Genomic DNA, 24496 nt, shown 5'->3' on the forward strand with positions numbered 1-24496 from the left:
CGAACGGCGGCGTGACCGACGACGAACGCCGGCTCGACCCGGCGCAGCGCCGCGCGTGGTTGGCCTACATGCGGGTCTACCACCGGCTCGAGTTCGAGATGAACCGACAGCTGCAGGCCGACAGCGGGTTGTCGCTCGCCGACTACACCGTGCTCAACGCTCTGACCAACGCTCCGCGGGACCGGGCCCAGGTCAATGTGCTGGCGACGACCATCGGCTGGGAACGCAGCCGGCTCTCGCACCACCTGCAGCGGATGAGCCGGCGTGGGCTGGTGGAGCGGTCGGTGTCCGACGGGGACCGGCGGGCGACGGACATCGTGCTCACCGACCACGGCCGCCGGGAGTTCGAAGCCGCCGCGCCCGGGCACGCCGCCCGGGTGAAGGCGCTGTTCTTCTCCGATCTGAACCCCGCGCAGAACGACGCCCTGGCCGACATCCTGGAGGCGGCGTACGAGTCGATCCTGCGGCACGGCACGCTACCTCGGCCCGACATCGACGAGGAGCGGGCGTGAATCAGATCTGTTCGGCGCCGCCGTCGACGAACAGTTCGCTGCCGGTCGCGAAGCTGCTCTGGTCCGACGCGAGGAACACCACGGCCGCGGCGATCTCCTCGGGCCTGCCGAGCCGGCCGAGGGGTGTGGCGGCGGCCATCTCGTCGAGCAGTCCCTGTTCCTGACCTGCCGGCGCCAGTCCCTTGAGCCCTGGTGTCTCTGTCGATCCGGGGGTCACCGTGTTGACCCGGATCCCGCGACCGGCCAACTCCGCCGCCCAGGTTCTGCCGAACGAACGGATGGCCGCCTTCGATGCCGCATAGGCGCTGAAGGCCGGTGTTCCGTTGTGTGCGGAGGTCGAGCCCGTCAGCACGATCGATGCGCCCTCGTTGAGCAGCGGCAGCACCGCCTGCACCGTGTAGACCGTGCCGAACACGTTGGTGCCGAACGTGTTCGCCAGGTGCTCGGGCGTGATGTCGGGCAGTGCGGCGAACTCACCACCGCCGGCGTTGGCGAAGACGACGTCGAGACCGCGGCCCCGCGACCGGATCGCCGTGACCACCGCTTCGAGGTCTTCGGGCCGCGACACGTCACCGCGTACTCCGGTGGCGGCATCGCCGATCGACGCGACGGCCGCGTCGAGTGCCTGCCGGCGGCGGCCGGTGAGGAAGACGTGGGCGCCCTCGGCGGCCAGTCGCTGTGCGGTGGCCAGCCCGATGCCGGACGTGGCGCCGGTGACGAGTGCGGTCTTGTGCTCCAGAAGCTTCATGACGTGTCTTTCGATCGTTGGGTGCGGACACCTGTCACAACGATCGGTGACATGTCACCTATTCCGCCGTGCGCGGCTCACTCCTGGCGCAGGCGGGACTCCACGAAGGCCTCCAGCGCCTCCCACTGCTGGACGGCCTCGGCGTACGGCGGTTCGGGGCGCTCGGCGGCCTCCGGATCGAGCGCATGGGCCACGAACGACCCGAGCGCGGTGCCGGGGTCCAGTGTCTTGTCGACGGTGTTGTCCTCGGCGTACTGGCCGACGTCGCGGAGCAGTTCGAGCGCCAGCTCGAGCTGGTCGCGGTCGATCGTGTCGGGGCCGTCGGCGATGTCGTCGGCCAGGCCGCTGAGCACGTAGACGTTCTCGTCGATCACCTCGACCTCGAGAGAGCCGTCGGTGGCCGCGGTGCGGATGTCGTCGTAGGTGGCCAGATCCGACAGGTCGTGGTCGTGCTCGTCGGCGAGATAGCGGGCCAGCGCGCGCTCGGAGCCGAACACGCTGATGCGCCCGTTGCGGCCGAGGAACACCGGCTGGTCGTCGAGGTAGCAGCGCAGCGTGTAGAAGGTGCCCGACCGGGTCATCAGCCGCACCGGGTCGATGCCGACCTTGAGCCAGAAGTCCTCGTCGCTACCGAGTACCGCTGCGGCGGCGGGTGATTCGAGAGCGTCGGACTCCGTGGCCGCCGGTTCGGCGTCCTCGGTCTCCTCGGCGGTGGCCGCCGCGTCGGTGGCCTCGTCCTCTTCGGGCTCGGGCGCCGGCTGTTCGAGTTCGTCGGCGGCCTTCTGCGACGCTGACGCATCGACGTCGGGGACGGTGACGATCTCGTCGATCGCGTCGAGCACACCGTCCCAGCTGCGGGCGATCACCGCTTCGATGTCGGCCCAGCGTTTGCGCCCGCTGCGGCCCTTGAACGCCTCGACACCGCCGCCGACCGAACCGAGCTGCGGGTTGCCGTTGAAGAACTTCGTCACCGCGGGCAGATCGCACACCGAACCGATCGACGAGGCGATCGCGAGGGTGCGGTGCAGGGTGTCGACGACCGTCTCGCTCGCCTTCTCGGCTGCCGCCTCCGGCACCCCGACGAGGTCGTATTCGCGGTCCTCGGCGGGCTTGAGCCGGTGCGCCGACGCCCCGGTCAGTTTCTCCCAGGCCGGATGGTCGGTCAGGTCGTGGTCGGTGTTGGTCCGCACGAAGGCCACCAGATCGGCCACCGACTCGAAGGCGTAGAGGTCCTCGTCCTTGCCGAGGAACGCCTCCCATTCGTCACCGGCGTCCCGCCAGCGCGGAGCCCACAGTGTGTACAGGTCGCCCTTGGTCAGCCCGAGCCGAACCGGCACGATGTCAGCAGCCATGCGGCACAGCCTAACGACCGAGGTCTGCGACCACGTCGCCGAGCACCGCCTGCCGGTGTGCGCAGGCCGCACGCGCCGCCGCCTGCGTCGTCTCGACGACCAGTGCCGCGATGCGTGAAGCGGGCAACCGGGTGACCGACTCGGCCAGTGTCACCGACACCAGCAGACCGCCGCCGTCCACCGCGGCGCGGACATCGCCGTCCGGCGACGTCGCCTCGGCCCGAAGCCCCGCCAGTGCGTCGACGGCCGCCGACAGTGCCTCGGCGTGCATCAGTGCGCGTGCCAGCGTGTCGTCACAGGCGCGGGCCAGTTCGTCGAACATCAGTGATTGAGACGTCGAACGCGTGCGGGTGGTTCCCAAACTCGCCAAACCGCTTCCTGCGGGCGCCAGCGCCCTATTGTTGGTACCGATCGACAGCGGCGGAAGCCGGGTGATGACGGTGAGAAGTGTGCCGGATGTGCGGTACCCGAATCCTCCACGCCGGGGCGTGGACCGAGGCGATCCGGTGACGACCGGCACCGGGCCCCGCGGCCGCGACCGCGGCGCCACGATCGACGAGTTGCTCGACCGGGCAGTGGCGGCCATCAACCGTGGGGATCGTGCCACCGCGACGGTGTTGGCGGCGACGGTGCTGGCTGCCGACGGCGCGAACGCCGAGGCCGAAGACCTGCTGGCCGTGCCGGATCAGCCTGGCCAGATCCGGCGACTGACGCTCCTCTTCGCGGATCTGGTGGATTCGACCGTGTTGTCGACCCGGGTGGAACCCGAGACCTACCGGCTTCTGGTCGGCCGCTACCGCGAGACGGTGCTGGGTGCCGTGACCAGATACGGGGGTCACATCGGCTCGACGGCCGGTGACGGGCTGCTGGCGGTCTTCGGCCACCCGATTGCCCACGAGGACGACGCCCGACGCGCGGTGCAGGCCGGATTGCAGGTGGTCCGGGAGGTGGCCCGGTTGAGCGAGCAGGCCCGGCGCCGCTTCGGGGTGCAGGTCCAGGTCCGCGTCGGGGTGCATCGGGGACCGGTCTACCTCGACACCGCGCAGGACGATGTCTACGGGCTGGCGGCCAATCTCGCTGCCCGCGTATCGGGGCTGGCGTCTCCCGGCGCCCTGGTGGTCTCCGACGCGATGGCGGCGTTGATCCGGCACGATTTCGAGTTGGAGACCGTCCCCGCCGCGTGGGTGAAGGGCGTCGGGGAACCGATCGTCCACCACCGGGTGGTGGCCGAATGCCCGTCGGCGTCCGGCTCGGGCCGAAGCCCGTTGGTCGGCCGTGACACGGAACTGGCGTGTCTGCGGGCGGCGTGGGCGCGTGCGCAGTCGGGGACGTTGACGACGCCGGGTCTGCTCCTTCGGGGCGAGCCGGGCATCGGCAAATCGCGCCTCGCGGCTGCGGCCGTCGACATGGCGGCGGAGTGCGGCGCCGTGGTGCTGGAACTGGCCGGCTCGCCTCTGCAGACCGACGCGGGTCTGCACCCGATCCGGGCGTTGTTGGAGCGCCGCTGCGGCATCGCCCGCGAGACCGGCGAACCGGACCGGCTGCGACGGCTGGCCGCCGAGTGCAGCGCGCGCGGACTGGACCCGGGCAGCGCGGTGCCGTTGTTGGCGCCGGTGCTGGGCATCGAGGCGCGGGCCGGGTACGCGCCCGTCGCCGCCGAGGGTGACGAACTCTACGAACTGGTCGCGGGGGCGGTGAACGCGTATTTGCTGGCGTGCCTCGACGGTGCCGGCCTGGTGGTCGCCGAGGATGTGCACTGGTTCGATCCCTCGACCCGCGAGGTGATCGGCGCACTTCTCGACTCGGCCGACGGCCGGGTGCTGGTGGTGATGACCGGCCGGCCGGGCGGATGGCTGCCATCCGGTTCGAGGTTCGAGGTGTGCGACCTCGCACCGCTCACCGGTTCGCAGTCCGATGCGCTGATCGCGGCGCTCGATCCGGCTCTCTCCGCCGATCAGCGGGCCCAGGTGGCCGAGCGATGCGACGGTGTCCCGTTCTACATCGAGCAGGTGGTCAACGGCCGCAGTGAGATCGGCGTGCCGGAAACGCTCTACGAACCCCTGCTGGCCCGGCTGCGCGCCAGCCCGCAAGCGGTGCCTGTGGTCGAGGCGGCCGCAGTGGTCGGCCGCCAGTTCGACGGCGAGCTGCTGCGGGCGTCGGTGGACATCCCGTGTGCCGAATTCGACCGCGTCATCGCAGAGCTCGAAGAAGCGCGGGTCCTGGAATCCTGGGAAGGCGGCTGGCGGTTCCGCCACGAGCTGCTGCGCGAGGTCGCCGCAGAACTCGCGCCGCCGAGCGTGCGGCGCGGTCTGCACGGCAGGGTCGCCGACTTCCTGATCCGGTCCGGTGAACCGGAGTGGCGGCTGGTCGCCGAGCATTACGAGCATGCCGGCCGCTTCGGCGACGCCGCGGCGGCCTATCAGCAGGCGTCGGCCGATGCGCGGCGGCGCGGGGCCCTGGCCGAGGCCCGTGCCCACCTGACCCGCTCGCTCGCGCAGCTCGAGGACGCTCCTCCTGGTGGCGAACGGGATCGTCTCGAGGCGGCGCTGCGCCTGGAGCGGGGGTCTCTCGGCTTCGCCGAGGACGGCTATCAGAGCCCGGAGGCCGCCGCCGACTTCGAGCGCTGCCTGCAGCTCGGCCACGCCCACCTCCGCAGCGACGAGCTGTTCGAGACGCTGACCGCAGTCGCCAACTACCATCTGATCCGGGCCGACCTGCGCCGGGCGGACAACGTGATCGCGGTGCTGCGCAGGCACTTCGGGGCGCGACAGTGCGCCGGCCCGGTCATCGAGGCCCTGTCCGGGACGGTGGCGTTGCTCCGCGGCGACTGCGACGCCGCGCACCACCACCTGCGCGGCGCGGGTGACGAACTCGCGACAGGCGGGCGGATCGACGACGACCACGGACGTGTCGTCGCCGAGTCGAAGGCGCTGGCACGGCTGTATCTCGCTCTCGTCGCGCTGATGCGAGGCGACATGGACGGGGCCGAGGACGAACTGGCGCAGGCGGCACGCCTGGGCTCACGTCTCGGCTTTCCCGGAACCCCCTACCTGCACGCCTACACGCGCTCCATGACCACGTGGCTGTGCATCGAATCCGGCCGGCTCGATCACGCGGCGGAGGTGGCCGTGGACACCATCGATCACGCCGAGCGGTACGGCCTCGACATGTGGCTGCGGGTCGGAGCCACGTGGCTGAGCGCCGTCGACGCGTTGGCGGCCCTGGACGATGAGCGCTGCGATCCCAATGTGCTCGCCGCGCACGGCGCCGCGCTCGCCACCCACCTCGACAACCTGCGCTCGCTGGGGGTGTCCATGTACACCACCATCTTCGACGCCGTCATCGGACGGTTGCTGATCGCCGCGGGCGAACCGGAGTCGGCCCGCGATCGCCTGCAGGCGGGTCTGGAACTGGCTCGGGACACCGGGATGCGGTTCTATGACGCCGAGTTACTGCGGCTCCGTGCCCTAACCCAGCACACTCCGGATGCGCGCCGTGCCGACCTCGAAGCCGCGCGGAACCTGGCGCGGCGCCAGGGTGCGCGATTGTTCGAAATGCGGTGCAGCGTAGACGATCTCGAATTTGAATAGGCGCTTCGATCGCTGCCTGGGCCGACGTCGCGAAGCCGAAAGTCTTTGCGAACGTTCGCAACAGCGCAGCCCGAAGCATCGGCACCTGAGGACGGCGGCTCGATAACCGGCATGCCGGCCCGGTGCGCGGCCTATCCTGGGGAGGCCCGGAGTGGTCCGGGCCGACGTGCGGAGGGTCGGATGACGACCTCGACGGCGTGCCGCACCTGCGGCACCGAATATCTGGACGGCGCCCGGTTCTGCCACGGATGTGGCGCGCCCGTGGGTCCGGCCGCGACACATGCCGAATACAAGCAGGTCACGGTCCTGTTCGCCGATGTCGTCCGCTCGATGGACCTCGCGGCGGCGGTCGGCGCCGAACGGCTGCGCGAGATCATGGCCGAACTGGTCAACCGGTCCTCGGCGGTGGTGCAGCGGTACGGCGGGACGGTCGACAAGTTCACCGGGGACGGGATCATGGCGGTCTTCGGCGCGCCGATCGCGCTCGAGGACCACGCGGTCCGGGCGAGTTTGGCGGCGCTGGGTATCCAGCGGCAGGCCGGGCAACTCGCGGCGACCGTCGAGCGCACCGACGGCGCGACGCTCGCACTGCGGATCGGCCTGAATTCCGGGCAGGTGATCGCGGGTGACATCGCGTCGCCGACGCTGGGTTTCACCACGGTCGGCGAGCACGTGGGCTGGGCGCAGCGGATGGAGTCCGCGGCTACGCCGGGCGGTGTGCTGCTCAGCGACTCGACGGCACGCCTGGTCGAGCACGTCGCGATGCTCGGTGGACCGGAAGAGGTTTCGGTGAAGGGCTGTGACCGGCCCGTTGCGGCACGACGCCTGATGGGCATGGGAGCACCCCACGCGGTGGCCGGACGCGGCGAGCCGAAACTCGTCGGGCGGCACTGGGAGATGGCGGCCGCCGAAGGGATCCTCGAACGGTCGATCGACGGCGCCGGGACGGTCGTCGCCCTGGTGGGCCCGCCCGGAATCGGCAAGAGCAGGATGGCGCGCGAGATCGCCACGGCCGCGGCGGCCCGCGGCGTCGAGGTGTTCTGGTCGTTCTGTGAATCCCACATCAGCGACGTCCCATTCCACGTCGTGGGTCAGCTCCTGCGCACGATCGCCGGTCTGCCCGGCCTCGACGACGAGGTGGTCCGAGCGCGGCTGCGGGCGCGTTTCGACGACGCCGACGAGCAGGATCTGCTGCTGTTCGAAGACCTCCTGGAGATCCGGGACCCCGATGCCGCGCTGCCGAACATCGATCCCGATGCCCGACGCCGCCGGCTGTCGCGGATGGTCAAGGCCGCCGCGGTGTCCCGCGGCTCGCCCGCTCTCTACATCGTCGAGGATGCGCACTGGATCGATGAGGTCAGCGATGCGATGCTCGCCGACTTCGTGACGGTGATACCGCAGACACATGCGATGGTGCTGGTCACCCACCGCCCGGATTTCCACGGGGCCCTCAGCCGGGTTCCGGGTGCGCAGACGCTGACCCTCGCGCCGCTGAGCGATCCCGAGTCCGCCACCCTGGCCCGCACCCTGCTGGGCGCCGATCCGTCTGTGGTGGACCTGGCGGTGACGGTCGCGCAGCGCGCCGCGGGCAACCCGTTCTTCGCCGAAGAGATCGTGCGCGACCTCGCTGAGCGAGGGCTTCTCCGTGGCCGGCGTGGCGCGTACGAGTGCCGCGCCGACGTCGCCGAGATCAGCGTGCCCGCCACGCTGCAGGCGACGATCGCCGCGCGCATCGACCGCTTGGAGTCGCCCGCGAAGGACACACTGGGCGCGGCCTCGATCATCGGTATGCGGTTCGACACCGACCTGTTGGCCTCGATGGGGGTGGCGCCCGTGGTCGACGGTCTCCTGCGCGCCGAGCTGATCGACCAGGTGAAGTTCACGGGCCACGTGGAGTACGCCTTCCGTCATCCGTTGATCCGAACCGTCGCCTACGAGTCCCAGCTCCGATCCGACCGTGCGGCGCTGCACCGGCGGCTGGCCGACGCCATCGCCCGACAGGAGCCGTCGATCGACGAGAACGCGGCGCTGATCGCCGAACACCTGGAGGCCGCGGGTGACCCGCGGGCCGCGTACGAGTGGCACATGCGGGCGGCCGCGTGGTCCCAGCGGCGGGACATCCGTGCGGCGCTGGTGAGCTGGGAGCGTGCGTCCGTGCTGGCCGATGCGCTTCCGGCGGACACCCCCGATCAACTCCGCATGCGCATAGCGCCTCGAACGCTTCTGTGCGCCAATGGATTCCGGAATCGCATACCGGCCGCTGGCCGACGATTCGACGAATTGCAGGAACTGTGCGCGGCGGCAGGCGACAAGGCGTCGGTGGCGATCGCCATGGCGGGTCTGGTCAACGAACAGCTGATCGACGGAACGTTGGCGGAAGCGTCCCGGCTGGTCGACGAACAGATGGTCATCCTGGAATCGATCGGCGACCCTGCGCTCACCGTGGGGCTGACGCTGTTCCCGGCCGCCGTCAAGATCCTCACCGGCGAGTTCGTGGAGGCGCTCCGGTGTTGCGACATGGTGATCGACCTCGCCCACGACGATCCGGCCCTGGGGGGTTACGTGCTCGGGGCTCCGCTGGCGTTGGCGTACGGGATGCGGTGTACAGCGTGCTGGTGGCTGGGAAGGCCGGGGTGGCGGCGGGACTTCGATCGCGCGGTGGAGATGGCGCGTGAGGCCGACCCGATATCGCGGACGGCGGTCATCGTCTACACCTATGCGAACGCGATCGCCAGCGGCGTGACCCCGGCCGACGACGCCGCGCTCCGCACCAGTGACGAGGCGCTGGTCATTGCGCAGGATTCGGCCGACGACATCGCCTACGGGTTCGCGTTGTTCGCGTCGGCGGGCGTCCTTCTCGCCCACGCTTCCGGCCAGACGGCCCGTGCGGTGGAGTTGCTCGGACAGGTGCGGGAGATGGCGGTGGACGGGAGATTCTTCTCGACGATGGTGCCGGTCATCGACGCGAGGCTCGCGGAGCAAGCGCTGGCGCAGCGGGACTGGTCCGCGTTGCCGCTGCTGCGAAGGTGTGTCGAGGCCGTATACGAGAGTGGGCTGTTGTCCTACGCGCCGTGGGCGACGACGATACTGGCGGACGCCCTGATCGAGCGGGGGGCGGACGGTGACCTGCCCGAGGCCGAAGAGGTGCTGGCGCGCCTGTGCGGTCAGCCACAGTTCGAGGGCGCGGCGTACTGCGACCTCTCGCTGCTGCGGTTGCGCGCGCTGCTGTCGCTACGCCGCGGTGACGAGACCACCTACCGGCACTACCGCGATCGGTACCGGGAGAAGGCGAAGGCCCTCGGCTTCGAGGGGCAGATGACGTGGGCCGAGGCGATGCCGTAGCACTCACGCGGTCGGCCGCCAGAAGCCTTGAAAACCCTGTCCGGCATTGCTCGTCCGGATCGGCGAGAGTTTGACCGGATCGCCCGCCTCGACCATGACACCGTCGCCGACGACCATCGCGACGTGTCCGTCCCACACCGCCAGGTCGCCGGGCCGCAGCGACCCGGCGTCGACGGCGGCGCCGACATCCTGCTCCTGCGCGAGCCGGGGCAGGTCCAGGCCGGCCTCGCCGTAAGCCCACTGCGTCAGCCCGCTGCAGTCCAGGCCGACACCGGGGGTGGTGCCGCCCCACTGGTACGGCACCCCGAGCTGAGTCAGCGCGTGGCGCACCGCGTCGGCGGCGACCGCGTTCGGCGCGGTGGCCGTGCTGCCGTCGGGCAACCGCACCGCCACGCCGTCGCCGAACACACCGGGGTCGGGCTGGGCGGCCGCCGCGCGGCGCGAGGCCGCCTCCACGGGCATGGCCGCCTCCGCCGGTGCGGCCCCCGAGGCTCGGGACGCCATCGACGCCAGGGACCCCATCGGGGTGGCGGTGCCGAGCCCGCCCGGCGCACCCCCGCCGAAGCCGGCCGGCACCGTCGGCACCGGCGGCGCCGCCGGTGCGGCACCGGGTGCGCTGAGCGCACCGGCGTGGCTGTCGAGTTCGGCGCGCAACTCCTCGACGACGGCGACGGCCTCGCGCAGGGCACGCCGCGCCTCGGTGAGCAGTTCCTCGGCGACGCCGGGGGTGTCCAGGTGATGCTCCAGCGCGGCCGCCCGGGACTCGAAGCGCTCGACGATGTCCTGCAGGCGGGCGGCGGCGCGCGCGACGGCGGCGCCCGCCTCGCGGGTGCCCGCGGTGAGCCGGCCCGTGCGGTCGGCCAACTCGGTGACCGCTGTGGTGGTGGCCGCGGCGAACGCGCCCGCACCGTCGGCCGCCGTGCCCGACCAGTTCTCACCGGTGCGCTGCCACGACGTGCGCGCGGTGGTGGCCACCCCGGTCAGCGCGTCCCGCACCCCCGCCAGCGCCGCGCCGGGCGGGCCACCGGAACCGTCGGGCCAGCCGGGGCCGACGAGGTTGCGCACCTCGCGCAGCGGCGCCGAGAGCGCATCCACCAGCGTGCCCGGCACGGTCAGCCCCCGAGAAGTGCGGTGGCGCGCAGCTGCGCCTCGTCGTACGCCGTCGCCGATGCCCGCGCGGTCGCCGACCCGCCGGCGACACCGTCGGCGAGGGCGGCGGCCCTGGCGGATTCGGCGGTGGTCGCATCGGACAGCGCGGCGAGGAAACGCGCACCGACCGGGCCCAGCGACGCCGCTGCGGCGGTGACCGGGACCCCGGCCAGCGCAGCCGCCGCGGCCGCGAGGTCGGTGGAGTGCGCGGCGTCGGTGCGGGCCAGCGCGCGGATGGCGTCGGTGTCGGCGTGCATGCGATTACGACGCCGTGGACGGCCGGACGGTTCCGCCGTCGAGCGAAATGGGCGGCTGGCGCTAAGGTCGGCGCCATGGATGTGCGCGTCGTCGATCACCCGCTGGCCGCCGCGCGGCTGACCACGCTGCGCGACCAGGGCACCGACAACGCGGCCTTCCGTTCCGCGCTGCGCGATCTCACGCTGATGCTGGTGTACGAGGCCACCCGCGACGCCGCCCGCGAGGACGTCGAGGTGCGCACCCCGCTCGCGGTGACGACCGGGGCGCGGCTGGCGCGGCCGCCGCTGCTGGTGCCGGTGCTGCGGGCCGGGCTCGGGATGGTCGACCAGGCCCACGCGCTGATCCCCGAGGCGCGGGTGGGTTTCGTCGGCGTGGCGCGCAACGAGGAAACCCACGAGCCGACACCGTATCTGGAGTCGCTGCCCGCCGATCTGAGCACTCAGCCGGTGTTCGTGCTCGACCCGATGCTGGCCACCGGTGGATCGTTGGCCCACACCGTCGGGCTGCTGCAGGCGCGTGGAGCCGTCGACATCACCGCCATCTGCGTGGTGGTTGCTCCGGAGGGCATCGCCACCCTCGAGAAGGCCGCGCCCGCCATGCGCCTGTTCACCGCGACGATCGACGAACGCCTCGACGAGGCCGCCTACATCGTCCCCGGACTCGGCGACGCGGGGGACCGGCAGTTCGGTCCGCGCTGAGGGCTACCCGTCCGTCACCACTGCTGCGCCACGGCCACCAGTTCGTCACGCAACTGCTGCGCCTCGGCGCGCACCCGCGGCAGGTCGCCGGCGCAGGATCGCCGAATCTCGATGTAGGACTTCACCTTCGGCTCCGTGCCGGACGGCCGCACGACCATCCGCACCGAGGTGTCGGCGTCGCCACCGGTGAAGATCAGCGCATCCGAGCGCATCGGCTCGGGTGAGGTGTTCAGGTCGGTCACGGTCACCTCGTGTCCGGCGAGGCGGTCCGGCGGGGTGTCGCGCAACCGGGCCATCACCCCGGCGGCTTCGTCGGCGTCGGCGACCGGGCGGCTGACGGCGGCGGTGACGTGGACGCCGTGGCGCAGAGCCAGGTCGTCGAGCACGTCGAGCACCGTGCGGCCGTGTTCCTTCAGCACGCCGACGAGGTCGCAGAACAGCACCGCCGTGCTGATCCCGTCCTTGTCGCGGACCGCGGCCGGATCCACACAGTGGCCGATGGCCTCCTCGTAGGCGTACACCATGGTCTTACCGGGCAGTTCCTCGTCGGCGCGGGAGAGCCACTTGAATCCGGTGAGCGTCTCGACGAAGTGGGCGCCGTGCGCGGCGGCGATCGCCGCGAGCATCCGTGAGGACACCACGGTGCTGGCCACCACTGTCGCGTCCATGACCTCGCCGGGCTCGACCTGGGTGAGGATGTAATCGCCCAGCAGCCAACCGGTTTCGTCGCCCGAGAGCATCCGCCAACCGTCGGGCGTCGGCACCCCGACAGCGCATCGGTCGGCGTCCGGGTCGAGCGCGATCGCGACGTCGGCGTCGACGTCGGCGGCCAGTTCGAGCAGTGCGTCGACCGCGCCGGGCTCCTCGGGGTTGGGCAGTTCCACGGTGGGGAAGTCGGGGTCGGGGGAGAACTGTTTGTCGACCACGTGCACGTCGACGATGCCGGCGCGGACGAAGGTGTCCATCGCGTACTCACCGCCCACTCCGTGCAGTGGGGTGAACGCCACGCGCACGGGCGCTTTCGCGTGCCGGACATTGGCGGCCCGTTCGACGTAGTGGGCGATCTCCTCCATGCCGCCGGTCTCCACCTCGGCCCTGGGGATCTCGTCGGCGAACGGCGCCTCGGCGATCGCGGCCTCGATCTCGGTGTCGGTGGGGCCGATGATCTGCAGACCCTCTTCGAAGTACACCTTGTAGCCGTTGTCGCTCGGCGGGTTGTGCGATGCGGTGATCTGGATACCGGCCGCGGCGTGCATGTGCCGCACGGTGAACGCCACTATCGGGGTCGGGACCGCCGCCAGCAGCAGCACCACCTCGAACCCCTGTGCGGCGAGCACTTCGGCGGCGGCGCGGGCGAATTCGTCGGAGCGGTGCCGGGCGTCCCGGCCGACGACGACCTGCGAACCGGCCATACCGCGGTCTTTGAGCACCTTGGCCACCGCCCACGTCGTGCGCAGCACGACGGCCAGGTTCATTCCGTTCGGGCCGCCGCGCAGTGGCCCGCGTAGCCCTGCCGTCCCGAACGTCAGTGAGCGGGAGAACCGCTCGTCGAGTTCCTCCGGACTGCACTGGGACAACTCCTCCGCGGTTTGCGGGTCGGGGTCGTGAGCAATCCATTCCTGCACGGTCGTCGAGATCGCCGAGGAAGTCATGGAGCAAGTGTGCCCGCTTTGGCATCAATTAATGCCAGCTTGCGGAGCACTGGTGCGACGAGCATGAGCAGGTCGAACTCCAGGTCGGTCAGCGTGTCGGCCATGGCCCGGTGCAGCCATGCGTCGCGCTCGGCGCGGTCGGCCTCGAGCAGTGCGGCGCCGGCGGGGGTCATCTCGATGAGTTGCCTGCGCCGGTCCCGGTCGTCGGGGCGACGCGAGATGAGGCGTCGGGCGAGTAGTTCGTTGATGCTCTCGGTCAGCGACTGCGCGCGCACGTGCAGGCGGGCGCCGAGTTCGGCCGGGGTGGTGACGCCGGAGCGGCTGACCTCGCCGAGCAGTTCGAGCTGGCTCAGCGTGAGCCCGTGGTCGGGGCGGTGTCGTCGCATCTGGCGGGCGACCGCCATGATCGCCTCGCGGAGCTCGGTGGCGGGTGCGGCACGTTCGGTCATGAACAAGTTATACCTTCACACTTCTCGTCTCGACAACGAATTCGTGCGGGTTGCGTCGCTGAAATACGAAGGACATACTTGGCAGCAACCGGTGGGAGATCTGATGCGGCGAATCCTGAAGTGGGTGGTGCTGGTGGTGGCGTCGGTCGCCGTCACCGTCCCGCTGACCCTGGCCGGGGTGCCGTCGGCCGGTCTGTTCGCGGCGCTGGCCGTCGGCGTCGCACTCGCGCTGCTCTCGCTGGCGCCCGCCGGAGTGCCCCGCCCCGCGGGCGTGGTGGCCCAGGGGGTGCTCGGCGTCTACATCGGCACGATGGTGCAGCGCGACGCGTTCAGCGCGCTCGGGTCGGACTGGCCGTTCGTCGTGGGCGTCGCCGTCGCGACCCTGCTGCTGAGCGTGGCCGCCGGCGCGCTGCTCGGCCTGCACCGCGACGTCACCCCGCTGACCGGGTCGCTGGCCCTGACGGCGGGTGGCGCCTCCGGTCTGGTGGCCATCGCCCGCGATCTCGGCGGCGACGACCGCGTGGTGTCGGTGGTGCAGTACCTGCGGGTGGCCCTGGTGACGGCGTCCATGCCGGTGGTCGTGGCCCTCGTCTTCCACCCCGGCCAATCCCGACCCTCCGGCGACATGACCCAACACGTCACGGCCCCTTGGTATCTGAGCCTGGCCATACTGGCCGTCCTGGTGCTGGTCGGCAGCGCGGGTGGACGGCTGCTGCGGTTACCGGGTGCCGGCCTGCTCGGACCGATGGCGCTGACCGTGGTGCTGCAGCTGACCGGCTTCTCGTTCGGGTTGTCGGTGCCGGCGGTGCTGGTGCAGGTCGCCTACTTCGTCATCGGCTGGCAGGCCGGTCTGGCCTTCACCACCGAGTCGCTGCGCGCGATCGCCCGGATCCTGCCCGCCGCGCTCGGGCTGATCGCCGTCCTGGGCGTGGCGACGGCCGGTCTCGGGGTGGTGCTCGCCCACTACACCGCGCTGACGCCGCTCGAGGGATATCTCGCGACCAGCCCCGGCGGGGTGTACGCGGTGCTCGCGACGGCGGTGGAGACGGGTTCGAACGTCACGTTCATCATCGCCGCGCAGGTGCTGCGGGTGCTCCTCATGCTGTTCGCCTCACCGCTGCTGGCCCGCTTCGTGGTGTGGGCGAGCCGGCGGTTGAGCCCGCGGCCCGCCGATCAGAGCGACGCGACGACGCCGGCCAGCAGCGCACCCATCCGCGTCGCGGACTGACGGCCCGCCTCCAGCACTTCCTGATGCGACAGCGGCTGCCCGGTCATGCCCGCGGCCAGATTGGTCACCAGGGAGATCGCCAGCACCTCGGCGCCCGCGGCGCGCGCGGCGATCGTCTCGTGCACCGTCGACATCCCGACCAGGTCCGCGCCGAGTGTGCGCAGCATCCGGATCTCGGCCGGGGTCTCGTAGTGCGGACCCGGTAGACCGGCGTAGACGCCCTCGGCCAGCGTCGGGTCGATCGTCTTCGCGAGGGTCCGCAAGTGCGGTGCGTAGGCGTCGACCAGGTCGACGAACTGCGCCCCGACCAGCGGCGAGCGGCCGGTGAGGTTGAGGTGGTCGCTGATCAGCACCGGCTGGCCGACGACGAAGTCGTCGCGCAGGCCGCCGGCGGCGTTGGTCAGCACCACCGTCCGCACCCCCGCCGCGCACGCCGCCCGCACCGGATGCACGACATGGCGAAGATCGTGGCCCTCGTAGGCGTGGATGCGCCCGACGAGCAGCAGCACCCGATGCCCGCCGACCTGGACGGACGACACGACCCCCCCGTGGCCGGCCGCCGTGGGCGGGGTGAACCCCGGCAACTCGGCCATCGGCGCGGTCGCGGTGGCGGTGCCGAAGGCGTCGACCGCTGGCGCCCAGCCCGATCCGAGCACCACCGCGACGTCGTGCTCGTCGACTCCGCTGCGGTCGCGGATCGCCGCCGCCGCTTGCTGGGCCACCTCCGCCGGGCTGGTCACGGTGTGCGAGCTTAGCTGTCGAAGTCTCGGCGTCTGGGCAGTGAGATACTGCGTCAATGCCCTCCGCCACCGCGTCGACGAGCGTCGAAGACGCCGTCCACCGCCGCCGCGGAGACCTCGTCGAGTTGTCACACGCGATCCACGCCGAGCCGGAGCTGGCGTTCGCCGAGTACCGCAGCTGCGCCAAGACCCAGGCGCTGGTCGCCGAGTACGGCTTCGAGATGACCTCCGCGGCCGGTGGCCTCGACACCGCGTTCCGTGCCTCGTACGGCAGCGGCCCGCTGGTGGTCGGCGTCTGTGCGGAGTACGACGCGCTGCCCGACATCGGGCACGCCTGCGGCCACAACATCATCGCCGCCTCGGCGATCGGCACCGCGCTGGCGCTCGCCGAGGTGGCCGACGACCTGGGCCTGACGGTCGTGCTGGTGGGCACCCCCGCCGAGGAGGCGGGCGGCGGCAAGGTGCTGCTGCTCGAGGCCGGGGTCTTCGACGACATCGCCGTCGCGGTGATGCTGCACCCCGGGCCCGTCGACATCGCCGCCGCGCGGTCGCTGGCGCTCTCGGAGGTCGACGTCACCTACACCGGCCGGGAGTCGCACGCGGCGGTCGCTCCGCATCTCGGGCTCAACGCCGGCGACGCCGTCACCGTCGCGCAGGTTTCCATCGGGCTGCTGCGCCAGCAGTTGGCGCCGGGACAGATGGTGCACGGCATCGTCACCGATGGCGGCCAGGCCACCAACGTCATCCCGGCCCGCACCCGGCTGCGCTACACGATGCGCGCCGCCGAATCGGCCGCGCTGCGCGAACTCGAGGGCCGGATGGCGGGTTGCTTCAAGGCGGGCGCCGTCGCGACGGGTTGCGACTTCGAGGTCGCCGAGACCGCACCCGCCTACGCCGAGCTGACCCCCGACCGTTGGCTGGCCGAGGTCTTCCGCGACGAGATGGAGCGGGTCGGCCGCGCACCGGTGCCCGCCGAGGTCGAGGCGGCGCTGCCGCTCGGGAGCACCGACATGGGCAACGTCACCCAGGTCGTGCCCGGGATTCATCCGGTGGTGGGCATCGACGCCGGCGGCGCGTCCATCCACCAGCCGGCGTTCACCGCCGCCGCGGCGGGACCCAGCGCCGACACGGCCGTGGTCGAGGGTGCGATCATGCTGGCGCGCACGGTGGTCCGTCTCGCCGAGACCTCCACCGAGCGGGACCGGGTGCTGAAGCGGCAGGAGAGGCGGGCGTCATGAGCGTGCTCAAACACGCCGCCGCGCGCTGGCTGTCGGCCCACTACGGCGAACTGGTCGACTGGCGCCGCCACATCCACGCCAACCCGGAACTGGGCCGCCAGGAGTTCGCGACCACCCAGTTCGTCGCCGCCCGCCTCGCCGACGCCGGGCTCAACCCGAAGGTTCTGCCCGGTGGAACGGGGCTGACGTGCGACTTCGGCCGCGAGGACGGTCCGCGGATCGCACTGCGCGCCGATATGGACGCGCTGCCCATGGCCGAGCGGACGGGGCTGCCGTACTCGTCGACCGTGCCGAACGTGGCCCACGCCTGCGGTCACGACGCGCACACCGCGATCCTGCTGGGCGCGGCGATGGCGATGGCGTCGGTGCCCGAACTACCCGTCGGGGTCCGGCTGATCTTTCAGGCCGCCGAGGAGTTGATGCCCGGCGGCGCGATCGACGCCATCGCCGCCGGCGCCTTGAGCGGGGTGTCGCGGATCTATGCGCTGCACTGCGATCCGCGGCTCGCGGTGGGCCGGGTGGCGGTGCGGCCGGGGCCGATCACCTCGGCGGCCGATCAGGTCGAGGTGACGCTGCACTCGCCCGGCGGGCACACGTCGCGCCCGCATCTGACCGGTGACCTGGTCTACGGGCTCGGCACGCTGATCACCGGCGTGCCGGGAGTGTTGTCCCGCCGCATCGACCCGCGCAACAGCACGGTGATGGTGTGGGGGGCGGTCAACGCCGGGGTGGCGGCCAACGCGATCCCGCAGACCGGCACGCTGGCCGGCACCATCCGCACCGCGTCCCGGGAGACCTGGCTGACGCTGGAAGACATTGTGCGCGAGATCGTTTCGTCGCTGCTGGCGCCGCTGGGGATGGAGCACAGCGTGCTGTACCGCCGCGGTGTGCCGCCGGTGGTCAACGAAGAGGTCTCCACGCGCATCCTCACCCACGCGATCGAGGCGATCGGCCCGGAGGTGCTCGCCGACACCCGTCAGTCCGGCGGTGGTGAGGACTTCTCGTGGTACCTCGAGGAGGTGCCGGGGGCGATGGCGCGGCTGGGCGTGTGGAGTGGCCGCGGACCCCAGCTGGATCTGCACCAGCCGACCTTCGACCTCGACGAGCGCGCGCTGGGGGTGGGCGTGCGGGCCATGGTCAACATCGTCGAACAGGCCGCCCTGCTGTAGCGCTCATCCTGCGAGTGTGCGGGCACCTCCCGCGAGCGTGCGGGTCTGCGCACGACACGCCGCGCTTTTCCACGCACTGTGCGCACACTCGCGCGGCCGCGAGCGTGCGCGTTCAGTCGTCGAGGTCGATCACCGGCATCGGCTGCGTCGGCACCTCCGCCACCGCCATCTTGGCCGCCGAATCCGGCGGGATGACGTCACGGGCCAGGGCGACGAGTGCGCGCTCGGTCCCCACGTCGCGGCCCGCGCGTTCGCTGAGCAACCACCGCACCTCGAGCAGGTCGCAGAACGCCTGGATCGGTGTGCCGGCACGGCCGATCGCCTCGTGGGCGCGGTGCATCGTCGGCGTGGCGACCTCCATGACCCACAGCTGCGCGGCCGTCGAGTCGTCGACGTCGTGGCCGCTCTCGCGGCTGAGTTGCGCCTGGAAGGTCTGCAGATCACCCAGCAGCGTGCGGGCCTGCCCCTCGCCGACGTCGAGGCCGGTCAGTTCGCGCAGCCGTTCGGCGTGGAAGCGGCGGTCGCCGACGCCGACATGCAGTCGTAACCGGTCCGGCGCGGTGTCGCTGACCGGTTGCAGCGTGACCTCCTCGACGGCGAAGCCCAGCTCGTTGAGCCGCCGGATGGTGCCCTCCACGCGATAACGGTCGCTGAAGTCGAAGACCGGTTCGGCGTGCAGCACATCCCACAGGCGCTGATACCGGTTCGGGATGTCCTGCGCCTCGGCGATCAGCGCATCCTCGAGCTCCTCCGACGAGCCGAGGTAGGCCGCCAGGTCCATCAGGTCGGCGGCGACGTTCTCGACGAGGATGTCGAGGTCGTGGCCGCGCTGACCGTCGGACAGCCGCGGGTGGACCTCGGAGGTCTCGGCGTCGACGAGCCACGCCTGCAGCACCTGGCCGTCGCGGGAGAACAGCGTGTTGGCCAGCGAGCAGTCACCCCAGAACACGCCGTGGCGGTGCAGTTCGACGAGCAGGCTGGCCATCGCGTCGAACAACCGGGCACGGTGTTTGGGCTCTTCGGGCGGCAGCCTGCGGAACAGCCGCCGGTACTGCCACGACCCGTCGAGGAAACGGGTCAGCAGGAGCGAGGTGTCGAAGTCGGGTTGGTGCACCAGACCCGCCCGCCGCACGGCAGGCAGGCCCAGATCCTCCAGGGCGCCGAGCACCCCGTACTCCTTGCGCGCGATGCGGGGTGGGAGTTCCTTGACCGCCCACAGCGCACCGTCGCAGGCGACGAACTTCACCAGGTGACGGCTCGGCCCGACGGCGATGTCGCGCAGCGGCACCTCCGGCACCGCCCACTCCGCCAGCGGGCGGTCCCACGGCAGCGCGAGCAGTCCGGCACCCGGAGTGCGCAGCCGGAGTTCGGGTACGGCCATCACGCCAGACTGTCACCGTCGCGGGCCGCGAGGGTGCGCAAACCACCGGGAAATCCGCGGCGTTTCGTGTGCAGACCCGCACGGTGGCCGGACAGGGGATCAGCCGGGAGTCCCGGGACCGACACTGCGCGACGGGCGGGTCCGCAGATCGTGCACGTAATCGGCTGGTGCGCCCGCGATCTCGGCCGCGTCGGCCATCACCCCGAGGTAGCGCGCCGACGGCAGGCCGCCCTCCCAGGCGTCGACCACGTAGAGCCACGCCAGCACCGGTTCAAGTGGGGTGTCCGTCGAGAACCCCGTCACCCGGTCGACCCGGCAGCGGATCTTCTTGTGGACGCCGAGCTCGGAACCCTCCCAACGGTCGAGGGTCTCCTCGTCCTCTTTGGTCATGTCGTAGAGCACGACGAACACCTTCGACAGGGGGTCCTCGACGACGGTGGCCAGCGCGCCCTCCCAGCCGATGTCCTCGCCACCGAAGGTCAGCCGCCAGCCGTGCAGCCAGCCGGTCCCGGCCATCGGCGAATGCGGTGCACGCTCCATCATCTGCTCGGGATGCATGTTCGACCCGTAGGCGGCGTAGAGCGGCACGGTAGGAGAGCTTAACCGGCGACCGCGCCGCCGCGACCGGAAGCGTCCGCCGAGAGCGAACGGTTAGATTGTGCTCGTGGCAACCCGCATCGTGATCATCGGCGGCGGGCCCGCCGGATATGAGGCGGCTCTTGTCGCCGCGGGCAGAGGCCCGGACACCCACGTCACCGTCATCGACTCCGACGGGGTGGGCGGCGCGTGCGTGCTGTACGACTGCGTGCCGTCGAAGACCTTCATCGCCTCGACGGGTGTGCGCACCGAACTGCGACGCGCGACCGGCCTGGGTTTCGACATCAGCATCGAGGACGCCAAGATCTCGCTGCCGCAGATCCACAACCGGGTCAAGACGCTGGCTCGATCGCAGTCCGCCGACATCGGCAGCCAACTGCTGCGCGAGGGCGTCACGGTGATCGGTGGCCGCGGCGAACTGGTCGACGACGTGCCCGGACTGGCGCAGCACCGCGTCCGCGTGACGACGCACGACGGTAAGACCGGTGTGCTGAAGGCCGACGTGGTGCTGATCGCCACCGGCGCGAGCCCGCGGGTCCTGCCCAATGCGGTGCCCGACGGCGAGCGGATCCTCACCTGGCGCCAGCTCTACGACCTGACCGACCTGCCCGAGCACCTGGTGATCGTGGGCTCCGGTGTGACGGGCGCCGAGTTCTGCAACGCCTACACCGAACTCGGCGTGACGGTGACCGTGGTCGCCAGCCGCGACCAGATCCTGCCGCACGAGGACAGCGACGCCGCCGCCGTGCTGGAGGAGGTGTTCGCCGAACGTGGCGTCACCCTGGTCAAGAACGCCCGCGCCGAATCGGTGACCCGCACCGAGACCGGGGTGAGGGTGCGAATGGCCGACGGCCGGTGTGTCGAGGGCAGCCATGCGCTGATGACCGTCGGGTCGGTGCCCAACACGGAGGGCCTGGGCCTCGAGCGCGTCGGCGTCGAACTGGGTCGCGGCGGTTACATCCCCGTCGACCGGGTGTCACGCACACCCGCGGCCGGGATCTACGCCGCGGGCGACTGCACCGGTCTGCTGCCGCTGGCGTCGGTGGCCGCGATGCAGGGCCGCATCGCGATGTACCACGCGCTGGGCGAGGGGGTGGCGCCGATCCGGCTGCGCACCGTGGCGTCGGCCACGTTCACCCGCCCCGAGATCGCCGCCGTCGGCATCCCGCAGACCGCGATCGACGACGGCAGTGTGCCCGCCCGCACGCTGATGCTGCCGCTGAACACCAACGCCCGCGCGAAGATGTCGCTGCTGCGGCACGGCTTCGTCAAGATCTTCTGCCGGCCGGCCACCGGCGTGGTCATCGGCGGTGTCGTGGTCGCCCCGATCGCCTCGGAGCTGATCCTGCCGATCGCGCTGGCGGTGCAGAACCGGATCTCGGTGACCGACCTGGCGCAGACCCTGTCGGTGTATCCGTCGCTGTCGGGTTCGATCGTGGAGGCGGCACGTCGCCTGATGGCGCACGACGATCTGGACTGATCCCCGCGGACGCGAGGAGCAAAGAAAAAGCACGTAGCCTGGGAACGGTGAGTGACCCGATCCCCAGCAACGGGCAGACGTTGCTCGGACCCGAGCAGCGGGCCGAGGCCTGGCAGCGGCTCGGTAGCGAGCAGTTCGACGTCGTGGTGATCGGCGGGGGTGTGGTCGGCGCGGGCGCCGCGCTCGACGCCGCCACCCGTGGACTCAAGGTCGCGCTGGTCGAGGCGCGGGACTTCGCCTCCGGGACGTCCAGCCGCAGCAGCAAGATGTTCCACGGCGGCCTGCGCTACCTCGAACAGCTCGAATTCGGGCTGGTGCGCGAGGCGCTGCACGAACGCGAGCTGTCGCTGACCACGTTGGCGCCGCATCTGGTCAAACCGCTGCCGTTCCTGTTCCCGCTGACCAACCGGTGGTGGGAGCGGCCCTACGTGGCGGCGGGCATCTTCCTCTACGACCAGCTCGGCGGCGCGAAATCCGTTCCCGCGCAGCGCCACCTCACCAAGTCCGGGGCGCTGCGGCTGGCGCCCGGACTCAAACGCAGCTCGCTGATCGGCGGCATCCGCTACTACGACACCGTCGTCGACGACGCCCGCCACACGATGACCGTCGCCCGCACGGCCGCGCACTACGGCGCGGTGGTGCGCACATCGACGCAGGTGGTCAACCTGCTGAGGGAAGGCGACCGGGTGATCGGTGTCGCCGTGCGCGACAGCGAGGACGGGTCGGTCACCGACGTCCACGGCCACGTCGTGGTCAACGCCACCGGGGTGTGGACCGACGAGATCCAGGCGCTGTCGCGCCAGCGCGGCCGGTTCCGGGTCCGGGCGTCCAAGGGCGTGCACATCGTCGTGCCGCGTGACCGCATCGTCAGTGAGGTGGCGATCATCCTGCGCACCGAGAAGTCGGTGCTGTTCGTCATCCCGTGGGGTACGCACTGGATCATCGGCACGACCGACACCGACTGGAACCTGGACCTGGCGCATCCGGCCGCGACCAAGGCCGACATCGACTACATCCTCGAGACCGTCAACACGGTGCTCGCCACGCCGCTGTCCCATGACGACATCGACGGCGTCTACGCCGGTCTGCGCCCGCTGCTGGCGGGGGAGAGCGAGGAGACCTCGAAGCTGTCGCGCGAGCACGCGGTGGCGGTGCCGGCGCCGGGGCTGGTCGCGATCGCCGGCGGCAAGTACACCACCTACCGGGTGATGGGGGAGGACGCGATCGACGCGGCTGCCGAGTTCGTCCCGGCCCGGGTGGCGCCGTCCATCACCGAGAAGGTGCCGCTGATGGGCGCCGACGGGTACTTCGCGCTGATCAATCAGACCGAGCACGTCGGCAAACACTACGGTTTGCATCCCTACCGGGTGCGTCACCTGCTCGACCGGTACGGCTCACTGATCAGCGAGGTGCTGGCGCTGGGCGAGGGCAGACCCGACCTGCTCACCCCGATCACCGAAGCGCCCATCTACCTCAAGGTGGAGGCCGCCTACGCCGCGGCCGCTGAGGGGGCGCTGCACCTCGAGGACATCCTGGCCCGCCGTATGCGCATCTCGATCGAGTACCCGCACCGTGGCGTCGACTGCGCCCGTGAGGTCGCCGAAGTCGTTGCGCCCATTCTGGGTTGGAGTGCCGAGGACGTCACCCGTGAGGTGGACACCTACTGTGCCCGCGTCGACGCCGAGGTGCGCAGTCAGCAGCAGCCCGACGACGAGTCCGCCGACGCACTGCGCGCGGCGGCGCCCGAGGCCAGGGCGGAGATCCTCGAACCCGTCCCGTTGCGATGAGCCGGGTGCGGCCCGCGCCACTTCCGGTGCGCGACGGGCTCGGACCCGCGCGGGTGCGTCTGCGCGGGGGCGCCGTCCTGGTCGAGTTGGCTGACCGCTTCGGAGAGTCGGTGGCGGCCAAGGTGTTCGACGGTGGTGTGTTGACCGCCGACGGACGCGTCGTCACCGCGGCCACCGTGTTGCCGCCGGGCGCGCACGTCTACCTGTATCGGGATCTGCCGGCGGAGGTTCCGGTGCCGTTCGAGATGCCGGTGCTGTACCGCGACGAGAACATCGTGGTCGTCGACAAACCGCACTTCCTGGCGACGATGCCGCGTGGCCGCCATGTCGCCGAGACCGCGGTGGTGCGGCTGCGTCGCGCGCTGGACCTGTCGGAGCTCTCACCTGCGCACCGGCTGGACCGATTGACCGCGGGGGTGCTGCTGTTCACGGTGCGCCGTGAGCTCCGGGGCGCGTACCAGACGCTGTTCTCCGACGGCGCGGTCGCCAAGGTGTACCTGGCGCGTTCGGCCGGTACCCCCACCGTCGACCTGCCGACGATCGTGCGCAGCCGAATCATCAAGCAGCGCGGACGATTACAGGCCTTCGAGGAGCCGGGGGAGCCCAACGCCGAGACGCTGGTCGAACACCTCGGTGACGATCTCCACCGGCTGACGCCGCGGACCGGCCGCACACATCAGCTTCGGGTGCACATGGCGTCGCTGGGCCTGCCCCTGCGCAACGATCCGCTGTACCCGGACGTCGTCGACATCGCGCCCGACGACTTCACCAGTCCGCTGCAGCTGCTGGCGCACAGCATCGCCTTCGACGACCCGCTGACCGGTACCCGGCGCTGCTTCGTCACCGAGCGCGCGTTGTGACGTCGGTGTGTCCGGTTGCGCCGGGCGCGACCGAATACGCCGAATCCGCCCGAATGTGATGCCACAATCGGCGAGTGCGAAGAATATGGCCGTTGTCCGGCGCGTGCGCAGCGGCGCTGATGTTCGGGGCGACCCTGACCCCCACCGTTCCCACCGCAGACGCCACGCTGTGCGGATCGGTCGGTGGCCGGTTCGTCGACGTCAGCGGCTGCTCGGATCCGCTCGCCTATCTCAACGACGCGCTTCCGCCACCACCGCCGCCCCCC

20 protein-coding genes and 1 pseudogene are annotated in these 24496 nt (G+C 71.2%); 11 read left to right on the forward strand and 10 right to left on the reverse strand.

What is annotated here, in order from left to right; genetic code table 11:
- Positions 1-11: 11 nt before the first annotated feature.
- On the forward strand, positions 12-512 hold the full coding sequence (locus AU195_RS05845) for a MarR family winged helix-turn-helix transcriptional regulator (protein WP_059158116.1): 501 nt from the start codon (positions 12-14) through the stop codon (positions 510-512).
- 1 nt (position 513) lies between these two features.
- Here AU195_RS05845 and AU195_RS05850 read toward each other — a convergent pair whose 3' ends face one another.
- From AU195_RS05850 to AU195_RS05860, 3 genes are all read right to left on the reverse strand, one after another.
- Positions 514-1260: an SDR family NAD(P)-dependent oxidoreductase gene (locus AU195_RS05850; protein WP_059158117.1), complete on the reverse strand. Its 747-nt coding sequence runs from the start codon at positions 1258-1260 to the stop codon at positions 514-516.
- A 77-nt stretch (positions 1261-1337) separates the two neighbouring features.
- Positions 1338-2612 (reverse strand): protein export chaperone SatS, encoded by a 1275-nt coding sequence (gene satS, locus AU195_RS05855; protein WP_059158118.1) that lies wholly within the window; start codon positions 2610-2612, stop codon positions 1338-1340.
- 10 nt (positions 2613-2622) lie between these two features.
- Positions 2623-2934, reverse strand: coding sequence for a YbaB/EbfC family nucleoid-associated protein (locus tag AU195_RS05860; protein ID WP_059158119.1), 312 nt, complete (start codon positions 2932-2934; stop codon positions 2623-2625).
- 184 nt (positions 2935-3118) lie between these two features.
- On the opposite strand from AU195_RS05860, the gene AU195_RS05865 reads away from it, so the two are divergent.
- Positions 3119-6202, forward strand: coding sequence for an ATP-binding protein (locus AU195_RS05865; protein ID WP_059158145.1), 3084 nt, complete (start codon positions 3119-3121; stop codon positions 6200-6202).
- Between the two features lie 180 nt (positions 6203-6382).
- The gene (locus AU195_RS05870; RefSeq protein ID WP_059158120.1) at positions 6383-9544 is read left to right on the forward strand and encodes an adenylate/guanylate cyclase domain-containing protein; all 3162 of its coding nucleotides are present in this window, start codon (positions 6383-6385) and stop codon (positions 9542-9544) included.
- 3 nt (positions 9545-9547) lie between these two features.
- Here the strand turns inward: AU195_RS05870 and AU195_RS05875 are convergent, their stop codons facing one another.
- A complete protein-coding gene (locus AU195_RS05875) occupies positions 9548-10654 on the reverse strand; it encodes a C40 family peptidase (RefSeq protein ID WP_059158121.1) in 1107 nt (368 codons plus the stop codon).
- 2 nt (positions 10655-10656) lie between these two features.
- Positions 10657-10950 carry a hypothetical protein gene (locus tag AU195_RS05880; RefSeq protein WP_059158122.1) on the reverse strand — a complete coding sequence of 98 codons (294 nt, stop codon included), beginning with the start codon at positions 10948-10950 and terminating at the stop codon, positions 10657-10659.
- 75 nt (positions 10951-11025) lie between these two features.
- Between AU195_RS05880 and upp the strand changes: the two genes are divergently transcribed.
- On the forward strand, positions 11026-11649 hold the full coding sequence (upp, locus tag AU195_RS05885) for a uracil phosphoribosyltransferase (RefSeq protein WP_059158123.1): 624 nt from the start codon (positions 11026-11028) through the stop codon (positions 11647-11649).
- Positions 11650-11663: 14 nt separating this feature from the next.
- Here the strand turns inward: upp and AU195_RS05890 are convergent, their stop codons facing one another.
- Together AU195_RS05890 and AU195_RS05895 are read right to left on the reverse strand one after the other, a co-directional pair.
- Positions 11664-13301, reverse strand: coding sequence for a phospho-sugar mutase (locus AU195_RS05890; RefSeq protein WP_059158124.1), 1638 nt, complete (start codon positions 13299-13301; stop codon positions 11664-11666).
- Positions 13298-13750: a MarR family winged helix-turn-helix transcriptional regulator gene (locus AU195_RS05895; protein ID WP_059158125.1), complete on the reverse strand. Its 453-nt coding sequence runs from the start codon at positions 13748-13750 to the stop codon at positions 13298-13300. The genes AU195_RS05890 and AU195_RS05895 overlap by 4 nt, the downstream gene beginning before the upstream one ends.
- A 103-nt stretch (positions 13751-13853) precedes the next feature.
- Between AU195_RS05895 and AU195_RS05900 the strand changes: the two genes are divergently transcribed.
- Positions 13854-14978, forward strand: coding sequence for an AbrB family transcriptional regulator (locus tag AU195_RS05900; protein ID WP_059158146.1), 1125 nt, complete (start codon positions 13854-13856; stop codon positions 14976-14978).
- On the opposite strand, the gene AU195_RS05905 is transcribed toward AU195_RS05900, so the two are convergent.
- Positions 14924-15718, reverse strand: coding sequence for a purine-nucleoside phosphorylase (locus AU195_RS05905; protein WP_059158126.1), 795 nt, complete (start codon positions 15716-15718; stop codon positions 14924-14926). The two genes, AU195_RS05900 and AU195_RS05905, sit on opposite strands and share 55 nt — an antisense overlap.
- A 56-nt stretch (positions 15719-15774) precedes the next feature.
- On the opposite strand from AU195_RS05905, the gene AU195_RS05910 reads away from it, so the two are divergent.
- Complete coding sequence (locus AU195_RS05910) at positions 15775-16956, forward strand: M20 family metallopeptidase (RefSeq protein ID WP_059158127.1); 1182 nt, start codon at positions 15775-15777, stop codon at positions 16954-16956.
- On the forward strand, positions 16953-18125 hold the full coding sequence (locus AU195_RS05915) for an amidohydrolase (protein WP_059158128.1): 1173 nt from the start codon (positions 16953-16955) through the stop codon (positions 18123-18125). Before AU195_RS05910 ends, AU195_RS05915 begins: the two co-directional genes overlap by 4 nt.
- 112 nt (positions 18126-18237) lie before the next feature.
- On the opposite strand, the gene AU195_RS05920 is transcribed toward AU195_RS05915, so the two are convergent.
- Positions 18238-19506, reverse strand: coding sequence for a DUF4032 domain-containing protein (locus AU195_RS05920; RefSeq protein ID WP_059158129.1), 1269 nt, complete (start codon positions 19504-19506; stop codon positions 18238-18240).
- Between the two features lie 99 nt (positions 19507-19605).
- Entirely contained in the window at positions 19606-20094 is a 489-nt protein-coding gene (locus tag AU195_RS05925; protein WP_059094482.1) for a gamma-glutamylcyclotransferase family protein, read from the reverse strand.
- A 76-nt stretch (positions 20095-20170) separates the two neighbouring features.
- On the opposite strand from AU195_RS05925, the gene AU195_RS05930 reads away from it, so the two are divergent.
- From AU195_RS05930 to AU195_RS25070, 4 genes and pseudogenes are all read left to right on the forward strand, one after another.
- The gene (locus AU195_RS05930) at positions 20171-21583 is read left to right on the forward strand and encodes an NAD(P)H-quinone dehydrogenase (RefSeq protein WP_059158147.1); all 1413 of its coding nucleotides are present in this window, start codon (positions 20171-20173) and stop codon (positions 21581-21583) included.
- 47 nt (positions 21584-21630) lie between these two features.
- Positions 21631-23370 carry a glycerol-3-phosphate dehydrogenase/oxidase gene (locus tag AU195_RS05935; protein WP_059158130.1) on the forward strand — a complete coding sequence of 580 codons (1740 nt, stop codon included), beginning with the start codon at positions 21631-21633 and terminating at the stop codon, positions 23368-23370.
- Positions 23367-24230, forward strand: coding sequence for a pseudouridine synthase (locus tag AU195_RS05940; RefSeq protein WP_059158131.1), 864 nt, complete (start codon positions 23367-23369; stop codon positions 24228-24230). Before AU195_RS05935 ends, AU195_RS05940 begins: the two co-directional genes overlap by 4 nt.
- A 74-nt stretch (positions 24231-24304) precedes the next feature.
- Positions 24305-24496 (forward strand): annotated as a pseudogene (locus AU195_RS25070) (RNA-binding protein); the annotation flags it as partial.

It is taken from the genome of Mycobacterium sp. IS-1496, from assembly GCF_001499995.1.
Taxonomy (GTDB): Bacteria; Actinomycetota; Actinomycetes; order Mycobacteriales; family Mycobacteriaceae; genus Mycobacterium.

What these genes read in the sequence shown, in the direction of transcription:
- AU195_RS05850 (WP_059158117.1), bottom strand. Translation starts at nt 1,260, where the DNA reads ATGAAGCTTCTGGAGCACAAGACCGCACTCGTCACCGGCGCCACGTCC.
- satS (WP_059158118.1), bottom strand. Translation starts at nt 2,612, where the DNA reads ATGGCTGCTGACATCGTGCCGGTTCGGCTCGGGCTGACCAAGGGCGAC.
- AU195_RS05860 (WP_059158119.1), bottom strand. Translation starts at nt 2,934, where the DNA reads ATGTTCGACGAACTGGCCCGCGCCTGTGACGACACGCTGGCACGCGCA.
- AU195_RS05870 (WP_059158120.1), top strand. Translation starts at nt 6,383, where the DNA reads ATGACGACCTCGACGGCGTGCCGCACCTGCGGCACCGAATATCTGGAC.
- AU195_RS05880 (WP_059158122.1), bottom strand. Translation starts at nt 10,950, where the DNA reads ATGCACGCCGACACCGACGCCATCCGCGCGCTGGCCCGCACCGACGCC.
- upp (WP_059158123.1), top strand. Translation starts at nt 11,026, where the DNA reads ATGGATGTGCGCGTCGTCGATCACCCGCTGGCCGCCGCGCGGCTGACC.
- AU195_RS05890 (WP_059158124.1), bottom strand. Translation starts at nt 13,301, where the DNA reads ATGACTTCCTCGGCGATCTCGACGACCGTGCAGGAATGGATTGCTCAC.
- AU195_RS05895 (WP_059158125.1), bottom strand. Translation starts at nt 13,750, where the DNA reads ATGACCGAACGTGCCGCACCCGCCACCGAGCTCCGCGAGGCGATCATG.
- AU195_RS05900 (WP_059158146.1), top strand. Translation starts at nt 13,854, where the DNA reads ATGCGGCGAATCCTGAAGTGGGTGGTGCTGGTGGTGGCGTCGGTCGCC.
- AU195_RS05910 (WP_059158127.1), top strand. Translation starts at nt 15,775, where the DNA reads ATGCCCTCCGCCACCGCGTCGACGAGCGTCGAAGACGCCGTCCACCGC.
- AU195_RS05915 (WP_059158128.1), top strand. Translation starts at nt 16,953, where the DNA reads ATGAGCGTGCTCAAACACGCCGCCGCGCGCTGGCTGTCGGCCCACTAC.
- AU195_RS05920 (WP_059158129.1), bottom strand. Translation starts at nt 19,506, where the DNA reads ATGGCCGTACCCGAACTCCGGCTGCGCACTCCGGGTGCCGGACTGCTC.
- AU195_RS05940 (WP_059158131.1), top strand. Translation starts at nt 23,367, where the DNA reads ATGAGCCGGGTGCGGCCCGCGCCACTTCCGGTGCGCGACGGGCTCGGA.